This is a genomic window from Streptomyces sp. NPDC088194 (genome assembly GCF_040702025.1).
In the GTDB taxonomy this organism is placed as follows: domain Bacteria; phylum Actinomycetota; class Actinomycetes; order Streptomycetales; family Streptomycetaceae; genus Actinacidiphila.
The window spans coordinates 1-15,765 of sequence record NZ_JBFBIV010000137.1; the positions used below are offsets into that span (position 1 = coordinate 1).

Below are 15,765 nucleotides of genomic sequence, written 5' to 3' on the forward strand. Positions count from 1 at the left end.
GCCCGCCCGTCCCGGTCGCTGGGGACGCCGGGGGCTGGACCTTGGAGGAGCGGCTGCACAACCAGATCTGGGGCATGTTCGAGGATCTGGCCCGCACCGTCGCCGCGTACCGCAGCGCCGAGGACTTCGCGCAGTCGCGGTACGACCAGGAGCTGGACGCGCTGCTCGCCGACCCGCGCACCCGCGGCGGAGCGCAGGCCGAGGCGGCCCGCGACCAGGCGATGACGAAGCAGGTCGCGCTGGTCGACCAGGCCAGGGCCGTGCTCGACCGCGACCTCGCCCAACTCGCCGCCGAGGCCGAGGTGGTCGAGCCCGCGCTGCCGCCCGCGTTCGCCGGCTGGGAGAACCCGGCCTGGCACGCGTACGAAGTGCCCGAGCAGCCGGCGCTCGCCGTGCGGCTCGGCGGCCTCACCGTGCCCGAGGCGCCCGAACTGCCGATCCCGCTGCTGGTCCGGCTGCCGCTGGAGCGCGGGCTGTGGATCGACAGCGCCGACGACCGCGGCGTCGCGATGGAGGTCGCCGTCGCGACCGCCGCCCGGCTGCTGGCCTGCCACCCGGCGGGCGGCTTCGCCATGCACGCGCTGGACCCGGCCGGCTCGGCCGCCACCGCGTTCGCCCCGCTGTACTCCGGTGGCGCGCTGGCGCTGCCGCCGCCGGCCGCGGGCGCCGCCGGTGTCAACGAGGTGCTGGGCCGCCTCACCGCGCGGGTCGACCTGCTCCAGATGGCCATGCGCGGCGGCGCGGCCGACTCGCTGCCGCCCGGGTTCGACCAGGCCGAGCAGTTGCTGATCGTCAACGAGTTCCCGTACGGCTTCGACGACCGCGCCGTCAACCAGCTGCGCTACCTCGCCGACGAAGGGCCCGCCGCGGGCGTCCACCTGCTGCTGGTCGCCGATCGCGACGACGCCTCGGCGTACGGCCCGGTGCTCGACCCGCTGTGGCGCTCGATGCTGCGGCTCACCCCGCTGCCCAGCGACCACCTCGCCGACCCGTGGGTGGGCCACGCGTGGACGTACGAACCCGCGCTGGTGCCGCCGGGCAGCCAGGTGGTGGCGCAGGTGCTGCGAAGGCTGGCCGCGGCCCGTCCGGCATACGGGAGGTGAGGGCGGCCCAGCCGTACCGCGCCCGCCCCGGCCGCCGCGGCTGACCCCGCCCCCGTCCTCACGCCGCCCCCGTTCCCCGCCCGATCTGACGCGGCGTCCGCACGGCCCGAAGCCGTCCGGTCGGCCCCGTACGGACTGCCCGCGAGCACGCACGACCTGCCCGGCGAGCCGCTGCCGCCCGGAGTGCGACACGCCGTCACCTTCGGCATCTCTTTACCATTTCTTGGGCATTCGTGTACGGTTGTTTGACCGACCGCTACAGCCGGAGATCCCGTGGATGTCTCGCTCACCCTCTGGGCGCTCACCATCGCAGGACTGTTCGCCCTCATCGGCGCCGACTTTCTGATCGGCCGCAACCCCCACGACGTGTCCGTCCGCGAGGCCGGGATCTGGACCGCGGTCTGGGTCGTCCTCGCCGGACTGTTCGGCGTCGGCCTGCTGGTCTTCGCCGGCGGCCGCCCCGCCGGCGAGTTCTTCGCCGGATACATCACCGAGAAGTCGCTCAGCGTCGACAACCTCTTCGTCTTCGTGCTGATCATGGCGAAGTTCGCGGTGCCCACGCGGTACCAGCAGCGCGTGCTGCTGATCGGCGTGCTCATCGCGCTCCTGCTGCGCGCGGTGTTCATCGCGGCCGGCGCCACCATCGTGGCGAGCTTCTCCTGGGTCTTCTTCATCTTCGGCGCGTTCCTGATCTGGACCGCGTGGAAGCTGGTCAAGGAGGCGATGGCCGGACCCCAGCAGGACGAGGAGTTCGAGGAGAACCGGGTGCTCAAGGCGGTGCGCAAGCGCGTCCCGTCCACCCGGAGTTACCACGGCACGCTGCTCTTCGTCACCGAGAACGGCAAGCGGCTGATGACCCCGATGCTCGTGGTGATGCTCGCCATCGGCACCACCGACGTGCTCTTCGCGCTCGACTCGATCCCGGCGATCTTCGGCCTCACCCAGGACCCGTACATCGTCTTCACCGCCAACGCGTTCGCGTTGATGGGCCTGCGCCAGCTCTACTTCCTGATCGGCGGCCTGCTCAAGAGGCTGGTGCACCTGTCGTACGGGCTCTCGGTGATCCTCGGGTTCATCGGCGTCAAGCTGGTGCTGCACGCCCTGCACGAGGCCGGGGTGCACGTCCCCGAGATCTCCATCCCCGTCTCCCTGGGGGTGATCGTGGCCGTGCTCGCGGTGACGACCGCGACGAGCCTGGCCGTCAGCCGCGGGGGCGCCCCGGCCGACGGCACCAGGCCCGCGCCCGCCGGGGAACGCCCCGCCGGGGACACCGCGGGGAACACCGCCGAGGACGCCTCCGACCAGGGCGAACCCGCCCCGGAGTCCGGCTCCCACCGGCTCGACCGGCAGCCGGCCCAGCGCCGCCAGAGGTCCTGACGCACCCCTGACAGCCGTCCGGCGGCGCCCCGGGCGCCCCACGGCGGTTGACGACACCCCGGCCCCGGGCCGCCCCCCTGCGTACGGGCGGCCCGGCCCGGGGACTAGCGTGGCTCCGTCGGCCCAGGACCCACGCGAAAGGCACAGATGTGGCGACCACGGCAGCCGCGCCCGGCTTCCAGGCACTGCCCGAGCTGACCGGGAGCCGCTTCCTCGGCACCTGGCAACTCGACGGCGTCGCCCTGGCCGCCGTGCTCCTGCTCGGCGCGGTGTACGGATACGGCGTACGGCGCAGGCTCGCCTCCGGTGGCCGCTGGCCGCTGTGGCGGGTCGCCGTCTTCTACGTCTTCGGCCTCGGCACCCTGGTCTTCGCGACCATGTCGGCGCTCGCCGTCTACAACCGGGTGCTGTTCTGGCCCGCGGCCGTGCAGAACATCCTGCTCGACCTGTTCGCCCCGCTCGGCCTCGCGCTCGGCGACCCGATCGGCCTCGCCGCCCCCGGCAGCCGCCTGCGCCGCGCGTTCTCCTCCCGCCCGGTGCGCGTGCTCACCTACCCGCTGATCAGCTCGGTCCTGGTGCTCGTCTCCGAACTGACCATCTACTTCACGCCGTACTTCCCGCACGCGCTCGCCCACGACTCCGTACGGCAGCTGATGCACCTGCAACTGCTGCTCACCGGATGCCTGTTCGTGCTGCCCATGCTCAGCCGCCAGGAGCTGCTGCCGCGCTGGTGCAACCACCCGGTGCGCGCGGTCCTGGTCTTCCTCGACGGGCTCTTCGACTCCGTGCCCGGCATCGTCGTGATGACCAGCGGCACCCTGGTCGCCGGCCACTGGTACCACACGCACACCCGCGACTGGGGGCCCTCCGTCAAGCGCGACCAGATGCTCGGCGGCGGCCTCATGCTGGCCCTCGCCGAACTCGTCGGGCTGCCCTTCCTCCTGCTGGTCTTCATGGAGTGGTGGCGCGCCGACCGGGACAAGACCGCCGCGCTCGACGCCGCCCTCGACCGCGAGGCCGTGCTGTCGGCCCGGGCCGAGCAGCAGGTGCCTTCCGGGGCTTCGGCGGCCTCCGACTCTCCCGCGGGCGCTTCGGGCGGGGCTTCCGGCGGCGCTTCGGGCGGCGGCGCGCCCTCCGCCGCGGTGCCCGCCCCCTCGGCCCCGGCCGCGCCCGCTCGGGCCGAGGTGCCCGTGTCCACCCGCCCCTGGTGGGAGACGGACGAGGGCGAGGTCGGCGAGCGGATGCGCCGCCGCCGCTGAGCGCCGCCGCGGCCCGGCGCCCGGAGGCGGGTCAGGGCGCGGCGGCCGTGGGCGGTTCCGCCTCCGGCGCGGGCCCGGCGTAGCGGACCGCCAGCGCGGCCGCGGTCTCGGCCAGCCGTGCGCGCAGCGCGGCCGGGGCCAGCACCTCGGCCTCGGCGCCCAGCGACAGGAAGAAGGCGTGCGCCTGGTCCACGGACTCCACGGGCAGTACCGCGCGGGTCCAGCCGTCCGTTTCCGTGCTGCCGGTGGCCGCGAGCGCCCGGGCCGCCGCCCCGGTCAGCCGCGCCGCCGCCGCGGGGGAGAGCCGTACCGTGGCCTCCTCCTGGTGCAGGCGGGCGTGGAAGTCCGCCTGGTGGCGCTGCCAGTAGTCCGCCAGGTCGAAGTCCGGCGGCGGCTGGAAGCCCTCCGCCGTGGGCGTCAGCGCGAGGATCTGGTCCACGCGGTACGTACGCGGCCCCGGGCCCGCCACGGCGTACCAGCGGCCGGCCTTGAGCACCAGGCCGTACGGTTCCAGCCGGCGGTCGACGTCGGTGGGCTCCTTCCAGCGGCGGTACCGGACCTCGATCGCCCTGCTGTGCCAGACCGCGTCCGCGACCTGCCGCAGGAACCGCAGGTCGGCGTCCTCGGTGTACCAGCCCGGCGCGTCGAGGTGGAAGCGGGCGGCGATCCTGGTCGCCTGGGCGCGCAGCTCCGCGGGAAGGGCCGCCCGCAGTTTCAGCTGCGCCGCCGCCAGGGAGGGGCCGAGCCCCAGATCCGCGGCCGGGCCCGGCGCGCCGGACAGGAGCAGCGCGTCGGCCTCGGTGGAGGTGAACCCCGTCAGCCGGGTCCGGTAGCCGTCGAGCAGCCGGTAGCCGCCGGCGTGGCCGGCGTCGCCGTAGAGCGGGACACCGGCGGCGTGCAGGGCCTCCACGTCGCGGTAGACGGTGCGGACCGAGACCTCCAGCTCCGCGGCGAGCTGGGCGGCGGTCAGCCGGCCCCTGTTCTGGAGCAGCAGCAGGATCGACAGCAGCCGGCTGGACTTCACTGACACAGGGTGTCAGGGAAGCCGTTCTAGCGTCCAGCCATGCCTTTCACCGAGAAACTGCTGACCGCGCGGCCGCCGCTGGAGGTCGGCGGTCGCCGCCTCAAGCGGTACCACGTCACCGCCGACCCCGCGGGGATCGCGCCGGAGGTCGAGGCGGCCGCGTACGCGCTCCTGCCCGACCTGCTGCCCGAACCCGACGGGACGCCCGGCGCGGGCTTCGTCGTCCTCCACAGGGGAGGGGACGACGGCGCCTACCTCAACGCCTACACCTGGGCCTGGGACAACGCCCTGCACTTCGCGGGAGCGGCGGCCGGGCAGCCGGTGCTCGGCTGCCCCGACCACGACCCGACCCGCTTCGTCCGGGTCGAGCGGTCGCTGATCGGCTGCGTCTGGGAGCTGCCGCCGCTGCTGCACGAGCGGGACGCCTGGGTGCGGCACCTCCTGGCCGCCGACCCGCCCGACCTGGACGCCTACCTCCTGGACACCCTTCCCGACGGCACCACCGGAGACCGCCCGTGACCAGCACCCCGAGCAGCACCGCGCACGACTTCGACTTCCTCGTCGGCACCTGGGACGTCGCCAACCGGCGGCGCACCGACTTCCTCGACCCGCAGTCGCCCTGGGAGGAGTTCCCCGGCGTGAGCCGCGCCTCCGGCCACTTCGGGGGGAATGCCAACTTCGACGAGGTGACCTTCCCCACCAAGGGCTCCGCCGGCCTGACCCTGCGGCTCCACGACCCTGTCCGCCAGGAGTGGTCCCTGTACTGGGCGAGCGAGCGCACCGGCACCCTGTTCCCACCGGTCGTCGGCCGCTTCACCGACGGCGTCGGCGAGTTCCACGGCAACGACCGCCACGAGGGCCGCAACGTGCGGGTCCGGTTCCTGTGGAGCGGCGTCACCGCCGACGCCGCCCGGTGGGAGCAGGCGTTCTCCACCGACGGCGGCGCCACCTGGCTGACCAACTGGACGATGCGCATGACCCGCCGCCGGGACTGAGCCGTACCGGACCGCACGGCCGGACCGGTCCGGCCGGCCCTGCGGCCCTGCCCCGCTCACCAGCCGCGTGCGCGCCACTCCGCGAGGTGGGGGCGCTCGGCGCCGATGGTCGTGTCGTCGCCGTGGCCCGGGTAGACCCAGGTCTCGTCCGGGAGGACGTCGAAGAGCTTGGCCGACACGCCGTCGAGGAGGCTGGTGAACGCGGCGGGGTCGTCGTGCGTGTTGCCCACGCCGCCGGGGAACAGGCAGTCGCCGGTGAACACGTGCGGGTGACCGTGCGGGTCGTCGTAGATGACGGCGACGCTGCCGGGGGTGTGGCCCACGAGGTGGCGGACGGTGAGGCGCAGCGGGCCGAGCGGGACGGTGTCGCCGTCGTCCAGCAGGGTGCCGGTGGGCACGGGGATGCCCGGGGCGTCCTCGCGCCCGGCGTAGGTGGCGGCCCCGGTGGCCGTCACCACGTCCTGGAGCGCCTGCCAGTGGTCGCCGTGCTGATGGGTGGTGACCACGGAAGTGAGACCATCGGAACCGACGACCTCCAGCAGGGTCCCCGCGTCGTTGGCCGCGTCGATCAGCAGCTGCTCGCCGGTGGCCCGGCAGCGCAGCAGGTACGCGTTGTTGTTCATGGGGCCGACCGCGACCTTCGTGATGATCAGGTCTTCCAGCTCGTGCACGTCGGGCGTGCCGCCGACCGTGACCTCTCCCGTATACGCCATGCGCCCAGCCTATGGCCTGTCACGCCGGGGACGCATGCACCACACGATCGGGTGAAAGGGGCAGCGGAAGGCCGGGAATCGAATGTGCGTGCTATAGAGTCGTGAGTGTCGCAGCGGCCGGGCCAGACGGCGGCGACAGGACCGGCAAGAGGTCCGAGAGGAAGAAATGTCGACCGTTCCCCGTTTAGGCTGACCGGGGGGTGTTGACCGTTCACCGTCCCCCTACTACGGAAAGGTGCACTGGCGTGGCCGACCGACTCACCGTCCGCGGCGCTCGCGAGCACAATCTCCGGAACGTCTCGCTGGACCTGCCCCGGGACTCGCTCATCGTGTTCACCGGGCTGTCCGGTTCCGGGAAGTCCTCGCTCGCTTTCGACACGATCTTCGCGGAGGGCCAGCGCCGGTACGTCGAGTCGCTCTCGTCCTACGCCAGGCAGTTCCTCGGGCAGATGGACAAGCCCGACGTGGACTTCATCGAGGGCCTGTCACCGGCCGTCTCCATCGACCAGAAGTCCACCTCCCGCAACCCGCGCTCGACCGTCGGCACCATCACCGAGGTCTACGACTACCTGCGGCTGCTCTTCGCCCGGATCGGCAAGCCGCACTGCCCCGAGTGCGGCCGTCCGATCGCCCGGCAGTCCCCGCAGGCGATCGTGGACCGGGTGCTGGAGCTGGAGGAGGGCGTCCGCTTCCAGGTGCTCTCCCCGCTGGTGCGCGAGCGCAAGGGCGAGTTCGTCGACCTCTTCTCCGACCTCCAGACCAAGGGATACAGCCGGGCCCGGGTGGACGGCGCCACCGTCCAGCTCACCGACCCGCCCAAGCTGAAGAAGCAGGAGAAGCACACCATCGAGGTGGTCGTCGACCGCCTCACCGTCAAGGACAGCGCCAAGCGCCGCCTCACCGACTCGGTGGAGACCGCGCTCGGCCTCTCCGGCGGCATGGTCATCCTCGACTTCGTCGACCTGCCCGAGGACGACCCGCAGCGCGAGCGGATGTTCTCCGAGCACCTCTACTGCCCTTACGACGACCTGTCGTTCGAGGAGCTGGAGCCGCGCTCCTTCTCCTTCAACTCGCCCTTCGGCGCCTGCCCGGACTGCACCGGCATCGGCTCCCGGATGGAGATCGACCCCGAGCTGATCGTGCCCGACGAGCAGAAGTCGCTCGACGAGGGCGCCCTGTCACCGTGGTCCAGCGGCATGTCCAAGGGGTACTTCGACAAGCTGGTGCAGAGCGTCGCCAAGGAGGTCGGCTTCCGCACCGACATCCCGTACGCGGGCCTGCCCGCGCGCGCCAAGAAGGCGCTGCTCTACGGGCACAAGTCCGAGGTCCGGGTGGCGTACAAGACCCGGTTCGGCCGCGAGCGCTCGTACACCACGCACTTCGAGGGCGTGATCCCCTACGTCCGCCGCCGGCACAACGAGTCGGAGAGCGACTCCAGCCGCGAGCGCTTCGAGGGGTACATGCGGGCGGTGCCCTGCCCCACCTGTGAGGGCCGGCGGCTGAAGCCGATCGTGCTGGCGGTCACCGTGCAGGAAAGGTCGATCGCCGACGTCGCCGCGATGTCGATCAGCGACTGCGCCGAGTTCCTGGCCGGGATGAAGCTCGCCGCCCGCGACAAGAAGATCGCCGAGCGCGTCCTCAAGGAGGTCAACGAGCGGCTGCGCTTCCTGGTCGACGTCGGCCTGGACTACCTCTCGCTCAACCGCGCCGCGGGCACCCTGTCCGGCGGCGAGGCGCAGCGGATCAGGCTGGCCACCCAGATCGGCTCCGGCCTGGTCGGCGTGCTCTACGTCCTGGACGAGCCCTCCATCGGCCTGCACCAGCGGGACAACCACCGGCTGATCGAGACCCTGGTCCGGCTGCGTGACCTGGGCAACACCCTGATCGTCGTCGAGCACGACGAGGACACCATCAAGACCGCCGACTGGGTGGTGGACATCGGCCCCGGCGCCGGCGAGCACGGCGGCAAGGTCGTCCACTCCGGCTCCCTGAAGGAGCTGCTGGTCAACGAGGAGTCGCTGACCGGGCAGTACCTCTCCGGCAAGCGCTCCATCCCGACCCCGGCCGACCGCCGCCCGATCGACCGTGCGCGCCGGCTGACGGTGCACGGCGCCCGCGAGCACAACCTCCAGGACATCGACGTGTCCTTCCCGCTGGGCGTGCTCACCGCGGTCACCGGTGTCTCCGGCTCCGGCAAGTCCACCCTGGTCAACGACATCCTGTACACCCACCTCGCCCGCGAGCTGAACGGCGCCCGCAGCGTCCCCGGCCGCCACACCCGGGTGGACGGCGACGACCTGGTGGACAAGGTGGTGCACGTCGACCAGTCGCCGATCGGCCGCACCCCGCGCTCCAACCCGGCCACGTACACCGGCGTCTTCGACAACGTCCGCAAGCTGTTCGCCGAGACGATGGAGGCGAAGGTCCGCGGTTATCTGCCCGGCCGCTTCTCCTTCAACGTCAAGGGCGGCCGCTGCGAGAACTGCTCGGGCGACGGCACCATCAAGATCGAGATGAACTTCCTCCCGGATGTCTACGTCCCCTGCGAGGTCTGCCACGGCGCGCGGTACAACCGGGAGACCCTTGAGGTGCACTACAAGGGCAAGTCCATCGCCGAGGTGCTGGACATGCCGATCGAGGAGGCGCTGGACTTCTTCGAGGCGGTGCCCGCCATCGCCCGCCACCTGCGCACCCTCAACGAAGTCGGTCTGGGGTACGTCCGGCTCGGCCAGCCCGCCCCGACCCTCTCCGGCGGCGAGGCGCAGCGGGTGAAACTCGCCTCCGAGCTGCAGCGGCGCGCCACCGGCAGCACCGTCTACGTGCTGGACGAGCCCACCACCGGTCTGCACTTCGAGGACATCAGCAAGCTGATCAAGGTGCTCTCCGGGCTGGTCGACAAGGGGAACACCGTGATCGTCATCGAGCACAACCTCGATGTGATCAAGACCGCCGACTGGGTGGTGGACATGGGCCCCGAGGGCGGCAGCGGCGGCGGGCTGGTGGTCGCCGAGGGCACCCCCGAGCAGATCGCGGGCGTCCCGGCCAGCCACACCGGCAAGTTCCTGCGGGACATCCTCAGCCCGGACGCGGTCAGCGACGCGGCCGTGCCCGCGCCCAGGAAGCGGGCTCCGGCGAAGAAGGCGACCGCGGCGGCGAAGACAGCGAAGAAGGCCGTGGCTCCGCGCAAGCGCGCCGCCAAGGCATAGCCGGCGGGCGTCCCGGACGGCAGGTGTTCCCGGCTCCACGCGCGCCGGGGACATTGTCGCGGTATGCCGTCGCAAAGGCGTCCAGGTGCGGGACGTAAGGTACGGACCGCAAGACCGGTCATATCCCGCACCAGGAGCGCCCATGTCCACCGAACTGCCCGCCACCCGTCGGACCGTCCTTCGCGGCGCGGCCCTGGCCGGCGCCGTCGGAGCCGCCGGAGTCGGCCTCAGCGCGTGCGGCGGCAAGAAGAACGACTCCGCGGACGGCCCGACCAAGCCGGTGGACCTCGGCGCGTCCTCCGCGGTGCCGGTCGGCGGCGCCAAGCTCTTCCGCGACGACAAGGTGCTGGTGTCGCAGCCGACCCAGGGCACCTTCAAGGCGTTCAGCGCGGTCTGCACCCATGAGGGCTGCGTGCTCGACACGGTGGACGGCACCACCGCGTCCTGCCCGTGCCACGGCAGCGAGTTCAACGCCGAGACCGGCGCCGTCGTGCGCGGCCCGGCCCCGAAGGCGCTGCCGGCGGTGGACATCAAGGCGGTCGGCGGCAAGCTGACGGCGGGCCCCGCGACCTGACCGCTCCTGCCCCTGGATCGTCGTCTCCCGACAGTAGGGTGGAAGGCATGGCAGACCCCAGCAGCTATCGACCGAAGCCGGGCCAGATCCCCGACTCCCCAGGGGTCTACAAGTTCCGGGACGAGCACCGCCGGGTGATCTACGTCGGCAAGGCGAAGAGCCTGCGGCAGCGCCTGTCGTCGTACTTCCAGGACATCACCAACCTGCACCAGCGCACCGCCACGATGGTGACCACCGCGGCGTCCGTGGAGTGGACGGTGGTCTCCACCGAGGTCGAGGCGCTGCAGCTGGAGTACTCCTGGATCAAGGAGTTCGACCCGCGGTTCAACGTCAAGTACCGCGACGACAAGAGTTATCCGTCGCTCGCCGTGACGATGAACGAGGAGTTCCCGCGGGTCCAGGTGATGCGCGGGCCCAAGCGCAAGGGCGTGCGCTACTTCGGGCCGTACGCCCACGCGTGGGCGATCCGCGAGACCGTCGACCTGCTGCTGCGGGTCTTCCCGGTCCGCACCTGCTCGGCCGGGGTGTTCAAGCGTTCCGCGCAGATCGGCCGGCCCTGCCTGCTCGGCTACATCGGCAAGTGCTCCGCGCCCTGCGTAGGCCGGATCAGCCCGCAGGACCACCGTGAACTCGCCGAGGAGTTCAGCGACTTCATGGCCGGCCACACCGGCACCTACCTGCGCCGGCTGGAGCAGCGGATGAAGGACGCGGCCGCCGCCATGGAGTACGAACAGGCGGCCCGGCTGCGCGACGACATCGAGGCGCTGCGCCGCGCCATGGAGAAGAACGCGGTGGTGCTCGCCGACGCCACCGACGCCGACCTGATCGCGGTCGCCGAGGACGAACTCGAAGCGGCCGTGCAGATCTTCCACGTCCGCGGCGGCCGGGTGCGCGGGCAGCGCGGCTGGGTCACCGACAAGGTGGAGGCGGTCGACACCGCGGGCCTGGTCGAGCACGCCATCCAGCAGCTGTACGGCGACGAGCGCGGTGACGCGGAGCAGTCCGGCGGCAGCGGCGGCGTGCCCAAGGAAGTGCTGGTCCCGGCGCTGCCCGAGCCGGAGGAGCCGGTGGCGCAGTGGCTGGCCGAGCGGCGCGGTTCGCACGTCAGCCTGCGGGTGCCGCAGCGCGGCGACAAGAAGGACCTGATGGCCACCGTGCAGCGCAACGCGCAGCAGGCGCTGGCCCTGCACAAGACCAAGCGCGCCTCGGACCTGACCACCCGCTCCCGCGCGCTGGAGGAGATCGCCACCGCCCTCGACCTCGACACGGCGCCGCTGCGTATCGAGTGCTACGACATCAGCCACCTCCAGGGCGACGACGTGGTGGCGTCCATGGTGGTCTTCGAGGACGGCCTGGCCCGTAAGAGCGAGTACCGCCGCTTCCAGATCAAGTCGTTCGCCGGGCAGGACGACGTCCGGTCCATGCACGAGGTGATCACCCGCCGGTTCCGCCGCTACCTCCAGGAGAAGCAGCGCACCAGCGAGTGGGAGGAGCAGGAGGAGAACCCGCAGGACCAGCAGGGCCCGCCCGACGGCGGCCGGCAGCAGCCCGACGACCACGACCACGACCTGGCCGATCACCTGGCCGGGCACGGGCACGACCTGGCCGGGCACGGGCACGACCTGGCCGGATACGGGCACGACCTGACCGGGCACGACGACGCGGCGGAGCAGGACGAGGCGGTCGGCGGTCCGATCGACCCCGACACCGGGCGCCCCCGCAAGTTCGCCTACCCGCCGCAGCTCGTCGTGGTCGACGGCGGCCAGCCCCAGGTCGCCGCCGCGAGCCGGGCCCTGGCCGAGCTCGGCATAGACGACGTCGCGGTCTGCGGGCTGGCCAAGCGGCTGGAGGAGGTCTGGCTGCCCGGCGACGACGACCCGGTGATCCTGCCGCGCACCAGCGAGGGCCTGTACCTGCTCCAGCGGGTCCGCGACGAGGCACACCGCTTCGCCATCGCCTACCAGCGCAGCAAGCGCTCCAAGTCGATGAAGGCCGGCGCCCTGGACGCGGTGCCCGGGCTCGGAGCCACCCGCAAGCAGGCCCTGCTCAAGCACTTCGGCTCGCTGAAGCGGCTGCGCTCGGCGACCATCGCGGAGATCTGCGAGGTACCGGGGATCGGCCTTCGCACCGCGGAGACGGTCGCCGCCACCCTGGCGGCCGCGGCACCGGCCGGGCCGGCCGTGAACACCGCGACCGGAGAGATCATCGAGGACAGCGACGGGCAGTCCGCCGGGCCCGCGGCAGACCCGTCAGACCATCGGGGGAAGAGCAGATGAGCGAGCACGAAGAACCCAGGACCGCCACACCGGGCACCGGCAGCACCGGCAGCACCGGCAGCTCCGGCAGCTCCGGCAGCTCCGGCAGCTCCGGCAAGACCGGCTCCGGCGACGAGACCGGCACCACCGACGACATCCGCACCGCCGACGACATCCGCACCACCAACGGGAACAGCACCATCGACGAGAACACCGCCGACAACGGGACCAGCACCGACATGACCAGCGGCGCGACGGGGGAGACCCCGGCACCCATCCCCGAACTCGTGATCATCTCCGGCATGTCCGGAGCCGGCCGCAGCACCGCGGCCAAGTGCCTGGAGGACCTCGGCTGGTTCGTCGTGGACAACCTGCCGCCCGCCCTCATCCCCACCATGGTCGACCTCGGCGCCCGCTCCCAGGGGAACGTGGCACGGATCGCGGTGGTGGTCGACGTGCGCGGCCGGCAGTTCTTCGACAACCTGCGCGAGTCGCTCGCCGACCTCGCCACCAAGGGCGTCAAGCGCCGGGTGATCTTCCTGGAGGCGTCCGGCGACGCGCTGGTGCGGCGCTTCGAGTCGGTCCGCCGCCCGCACCCCCTTCAGGGCACCGGCCGGATCGTCGACGGCATCGCGGCCGAACGCGACCTGCTGCGCGAACTGCGCGGCGACGCCGACCTGGTGATCGACACCTCCAGTCTCAACGTGCACGAACTGCGGGCCAAGCTCGACGCCCAGTTCGCCGGTGACGAGGAACCGGAACTTCGGGCCACCGTCATGTCGTTCGGTTACAAGTACGGGCTTCCCGTCGACGCCGACCTGGTGGTGGACTGCCGCTTCCTGCCCAACCCGCACTGGGTGCCGGAGCTGCGTCCCTTCACCGGGCTCAACGACGAGGTGGCCACGTACGTGTTCAACCAGCCCGGCGCCAAGGAGTTCCTGGACCGGTACGCCGAGCTGCTGCACATCATCGCGTCGGGCTACCGGCGCGAGGGCAAGCGCTATGTGACCATCGCCGTCGGGTGTACCGGCGGCAAGCACCGCAGCGTGGCGATGTCGGAACGGCTCGCGGCGCGGCTGGCGGCGGACGGAGTGGAAACGGTGACCGTACACAGGGACATGGGGCGCGAGTGATCATGACGGGTAGGCGGCGGCGCCGCGGCGGCAAGGACGCCGCCTCGGGCCGCCGGTCCGGGGTACCGCCGAAGGTGGTCGCCCTGGGCGGCGGCCACGGCCTGTCCGCCTCCCTGGCCGCGCTGCGCCGGATCACCGGCGATCTGACCGCGGTGGTCACGGTCGCCGACGACGGCGGCTCCAGCGGGCGGCTGCGCGCCGAGATGGGGGTGCTGCCCCCCGGCGACCTGCGCAAGGCGCTGGCCGCGCTGTGCGGCGACGACGAGTGGGGGCAGACCTGGTCGCGGGTGCTCCAGCACCGCTTCGTCAGCGGCGGCGACCTGCACGGCCACGCGGTCGGCAACCTGCTGATCGTCGCGCTGTGGGAGCAGTTGAAGGACGAGGTCGCCGCCCTGGAGTGGGTGGGCCGGCTGCTGGGCGCGCACGGCAGGGTGCTGCCGATGTCGGCGGTGCCGCTGGAGTTGGAGGCGATCGTCCGCGGCCACGACCCGAAACTGCCCGACGCCGTGTCCACCGTACGGGGGCAGGCCACCGTCGCGTTGACGCCCGGCGAGGTGCAGGAGGTGCACCTGGTGCCCGCCGACCCGCCGGCGGTGCCCGAGGCGGTGCAGGCGGTGATGGACGCGGACTGGGTGGTGCTCGGCCCGGGTTCGTGGTTCTCCTCGGTCATCCCGCACCTGCTGGTACCGGAGTTGGCCGACGCGGTGGCCCAGACCAGGGCCCGGCGGGTGCTCACGCTCAACCTCGCGCCGCAACCCGGAGAGACCGAAGGTTTTTCTCCGCAGCGTCACTTGGAGGTTTTGGGCCGACACGCCCCTAAACTCACCATCGACGTGGTTCTCGCCGACGAAGCCGCCGTACCCGACCGGGACAGCCTGGAACAGGCCGCCCAGAAGTTGGGCGCAACGGTCGAACTGGCCCGGGTCGCCGCCCCCGACGGGCCGCGGCACGACCCCGAGTCGTTGGCGGCCGCGTATGACCGGATTTTTCGTATGCGTGGAAGGATCGGCCCATGGCGATGACGGCAGCGGTGAAGGACGAGATTTCCCGGCTCCCCGTCACCCGGACCTGCTGCCGCAAGGCGGAGGTCTCGTCGATCCTGCGCTTCGCGGGCGGCCTGCACCTGGTGAGCGGGCGGATCGTGATCGAGGCGGAACTCGACACCGGGATCGCGGCGCGCAGGTTGCGCAAGGACATCCTGGAGATCTTCGGGCACGCCTCCGACCTGGTGGTGATGGCCCCGGGCGGGCTGCGCCGCGGCAGCCGGTACGTCGTGCGGGTGGTGGCCGGCGGCGACCAGCTGGCCCGGCAGACCGGCCTGGTGGACGGGCGCGGCCGCCCGATCCGCGGGCTGCCCCCGCAGGTCGTCTCCGGCGCGACCTGCGACGCGGAGGCGGCCTGGCGCGGCGCCTTCCTCGCGCACGGGTCGCTCACCGAGCCCGGCCGGTCCTCCTCCCTGGAGGTGACCTGCCCCGGGCCCGAGGCCGCCCTCGCGCTGGTCGGGGCCGCCCGCCGGTTGCAGATCCCGGCGAAGGCCCGCGAGGTGCGCAACGTGGACCGCGTCGTGGTCCGCGACGGCGACGCGATCGGCGCGCTGCTCACCCGGCTCGGCGCCCACGACTCCGTGCTCGCCTGGGAGGAGCGGCGGATGCGGCGCGAGGTGCGCGCGACCGCGAACCGGCTCGCCAACTTCGACGATGCGAATCTCCGCAGGTCCGCTCGTGCGGCGGTGGCCGCGGGGGCGCGGGTGCAGCGCGCCCTGGAGATCCTCGGGGACGACGTCCCCGAGCACCTCGCCGCCGCCGGGCGGCTGCGGATGGACCACAAGCAGGCGTCCCTGGAGGAGCTCGGTTCCCTCGCGGAGCCGCCGCTGACGAAGGACGCGGTGGCCGGGCGTATCCGGCGGCTGCTCGCGATGGCGGACAAGCGTGCGTCCGATCTCGGGATGCCCGGCACCGAGGCCAACCTCACCGAGGAAATGGTCGGCTGACCCGTCCCCTCCCGGGCGGGGGTGCCCCTTCAGGGGCGCGGGGAACTGCGCGACCGGCCACCCACCGGCCGGTGGTCCGGATACCCGCCGTGGGGGGGGGGGGGCGCGGGCGCCCCGCCCCCCCCCCGCGGGGGGC

Annotated in this window: 12 protein-coding genes and 1 pseudogene; 11 read left to right on the plus strand and 2 right to left on the minus strand. The window is 72.5% G+C overall.

All coding sequences use genetic code 11. The annotated features are described in order from the left end of the window. The 3 genes and pseudogenes from AB0399_RS37845 to AB0399_RS37855 form a co-directional block, all read left to right on the plus strand. Positions 1-1,103: pseudogene (locus AB0399_RS37845) on the plus strand (phosphonate metabolism protein); the annotation flags it as partial. Between the two features lie 273 nt (positions 1,104-1,376). Next, positions 1,377-2,480, plus strand: a complete 1,104-nt coding sequence (locus AB0399_RS37850; protein WP_366414369.1) for a TerC family protein — start codon at positions 1,377-1,379, stop codon at positions 2,478-2,480. A 149-nt stretch (positions 2,481-2,629) separates the two neighbouring features. Continuing rightward, complete coding sequence (locus AB0399_RS37855; protein ID WP_329370563.1) at positions 2,630-3,739, plus strand: cytochrome c oxidase assembly protein; 1,110 nt, start codon at positions 2,630-2,632, stop codon at positions 3,737-3,739. A 31-nt stretch (positions 3,740-3,770) separates the two neighbouring features. Here the strand turns inward: AB0399_RS37855 and AB0399_RS37860 are convergent, their stop codons facing one another. Continuing rightward, positions 3,771-4,763 (minus strand): WYL domain-containing protein, encoded by a 993-nt coding sequence (locus tag AB0399_RS37860; RefSeq protein ID WP_366414370.1) that lies wholly within the window; start codon positions 4,761-4,763, stop codon positions 3,771-3,773. Between the two features lie 39 nt (positions 4,764-4,802). Between AB0399_RS37860 and AB0399_RS37865 the strand changes: the two genes are divergently transcribed. Together AB0399_RS37865 and AB0399_RS37870 are read left to right on the plus strand one after the other, a co-directional pair. Continuing rightward, a complete protein-coding gene (locus AB0399_RS37865) occupies positions 4,803-5,282 on the plus strand; it encodes a hypothetical protein (protein ID WP_366414371.1) in 480 nt (159 codons plus the stop codon). After that, entirely contained in the window at positions 5,279-5,758 is a 480-nt protein-coding gene (locus tag AB0399_RS37870) for a hypothetical protein (protein WP_366414372.1), read from the plus strand. The genes AB0399_RS37865 and AB0399_RS37870 overlap by 4 nt, the downstream gene beginning before the upstream one ends. A gap of 56 nt (positions 5,759-5,814) precedes the next feature. On the opposite strand, the gene AB0399_RS37875 is transcribed toward AB0399_RS37870, so the two are convergent. Continuing rightward, entirely contained in the window at positions 5,815-6,471 is a 657-nt protein-coding gene (locus AB0399_RS37875) for an MBL fold metallo-hydrolase (RefSeq protein ID WP_366414373.1), read from the minus strand. Positions 6,472-6,716: 245 nt separating this feature from the next. Between AB0399_RS37875 and uvrA the strand changes: the two genes are divergently transcribed. The 6 genes from uvrA (at position 6,717) to whiA (ending at position 15,629) form a co-directional block, all read left to right on the plus strand. Continuing rightward, positions 6,717-9,677: an excinuclease ABC subunit UvrA gene (gene uvrA, locus AB0399_RS37880; protein WP_366414374.1), complete on the plus strand. Its 2,961-nt coding sequence runs from the start codon at positions 6,717-6,719 to the stop codon at positions 9,675-9,677. A gap of 142 nt (positions 9,678-9,819) precedes the next feature. After that, positions 9,820-10,251, plus strand: coding sequence for a Rieske (2Fe-2S) protein (locus AB0399_RS37885; protein ID WP_329370574.1), 432 nt, complete (start codon positions 9,820-9,822; stop codon positions 10,249-10,251). Positions 10,252-10,298: 47 nt separating this feature from the next. Next, complete coding sequence (gene uvrC / locus AB0399_RS37890) at positions 10,299-12,527, plus strand: excinuclease ABC subunit UvrC (RefSeq protein ID WP_366414375.1); 2,229 nt, start codon at positions 10,299-10,301, stop codon at positions 12,525-12,527. 218 nt (positions 12,528-12,745) lie between these two features. Beyond that, positions 12,746-13,639 carry an RNase adapter RapZ gene (gene rapZ / locus AB0399_RS37895; protein ID WP_366414376.1) on the plus strand — a complete coding sequence of 298 codons (894 nt, stop codon included), beginning with the start codon at positions 12,746-12,748 and terminating at the stop codon, positions 13,637-13,639. A 2-nt stretch (positions 13,640-13,641) separates the two neighbouring features. Then, positions 13,642-14,661, plus strand: coding sequence for a uridine diphosphate-N-acetylglucosamine-binding protein YvcK (gene yvcK / locus AB0399_RS37900; protein WP_328462789.1), 1,020 nt, complete (start codon positions 13,642-13,644; stop codon positions 14,659-14,661). Continuing rightward, positions 14,652-15,629 carry a DNA-binding protein WhiA gene (gene whiA, locus AB0399_RS37905; RefSeq protein ID WP_103884000.1) on the plus strand — a complete coding sequence of 326 codons (978 nt, stop codon included), beginning with the start codon at positions 14,652-14,654 and terminating at the stop codon, positions 15,627-15,629. Before yvcK ends, whiA begins: the two co-directional genes overlap by 10 nt. The last annotated feature ends 136 nt before the right edge of the window (positions 15,630-15,765 follow it).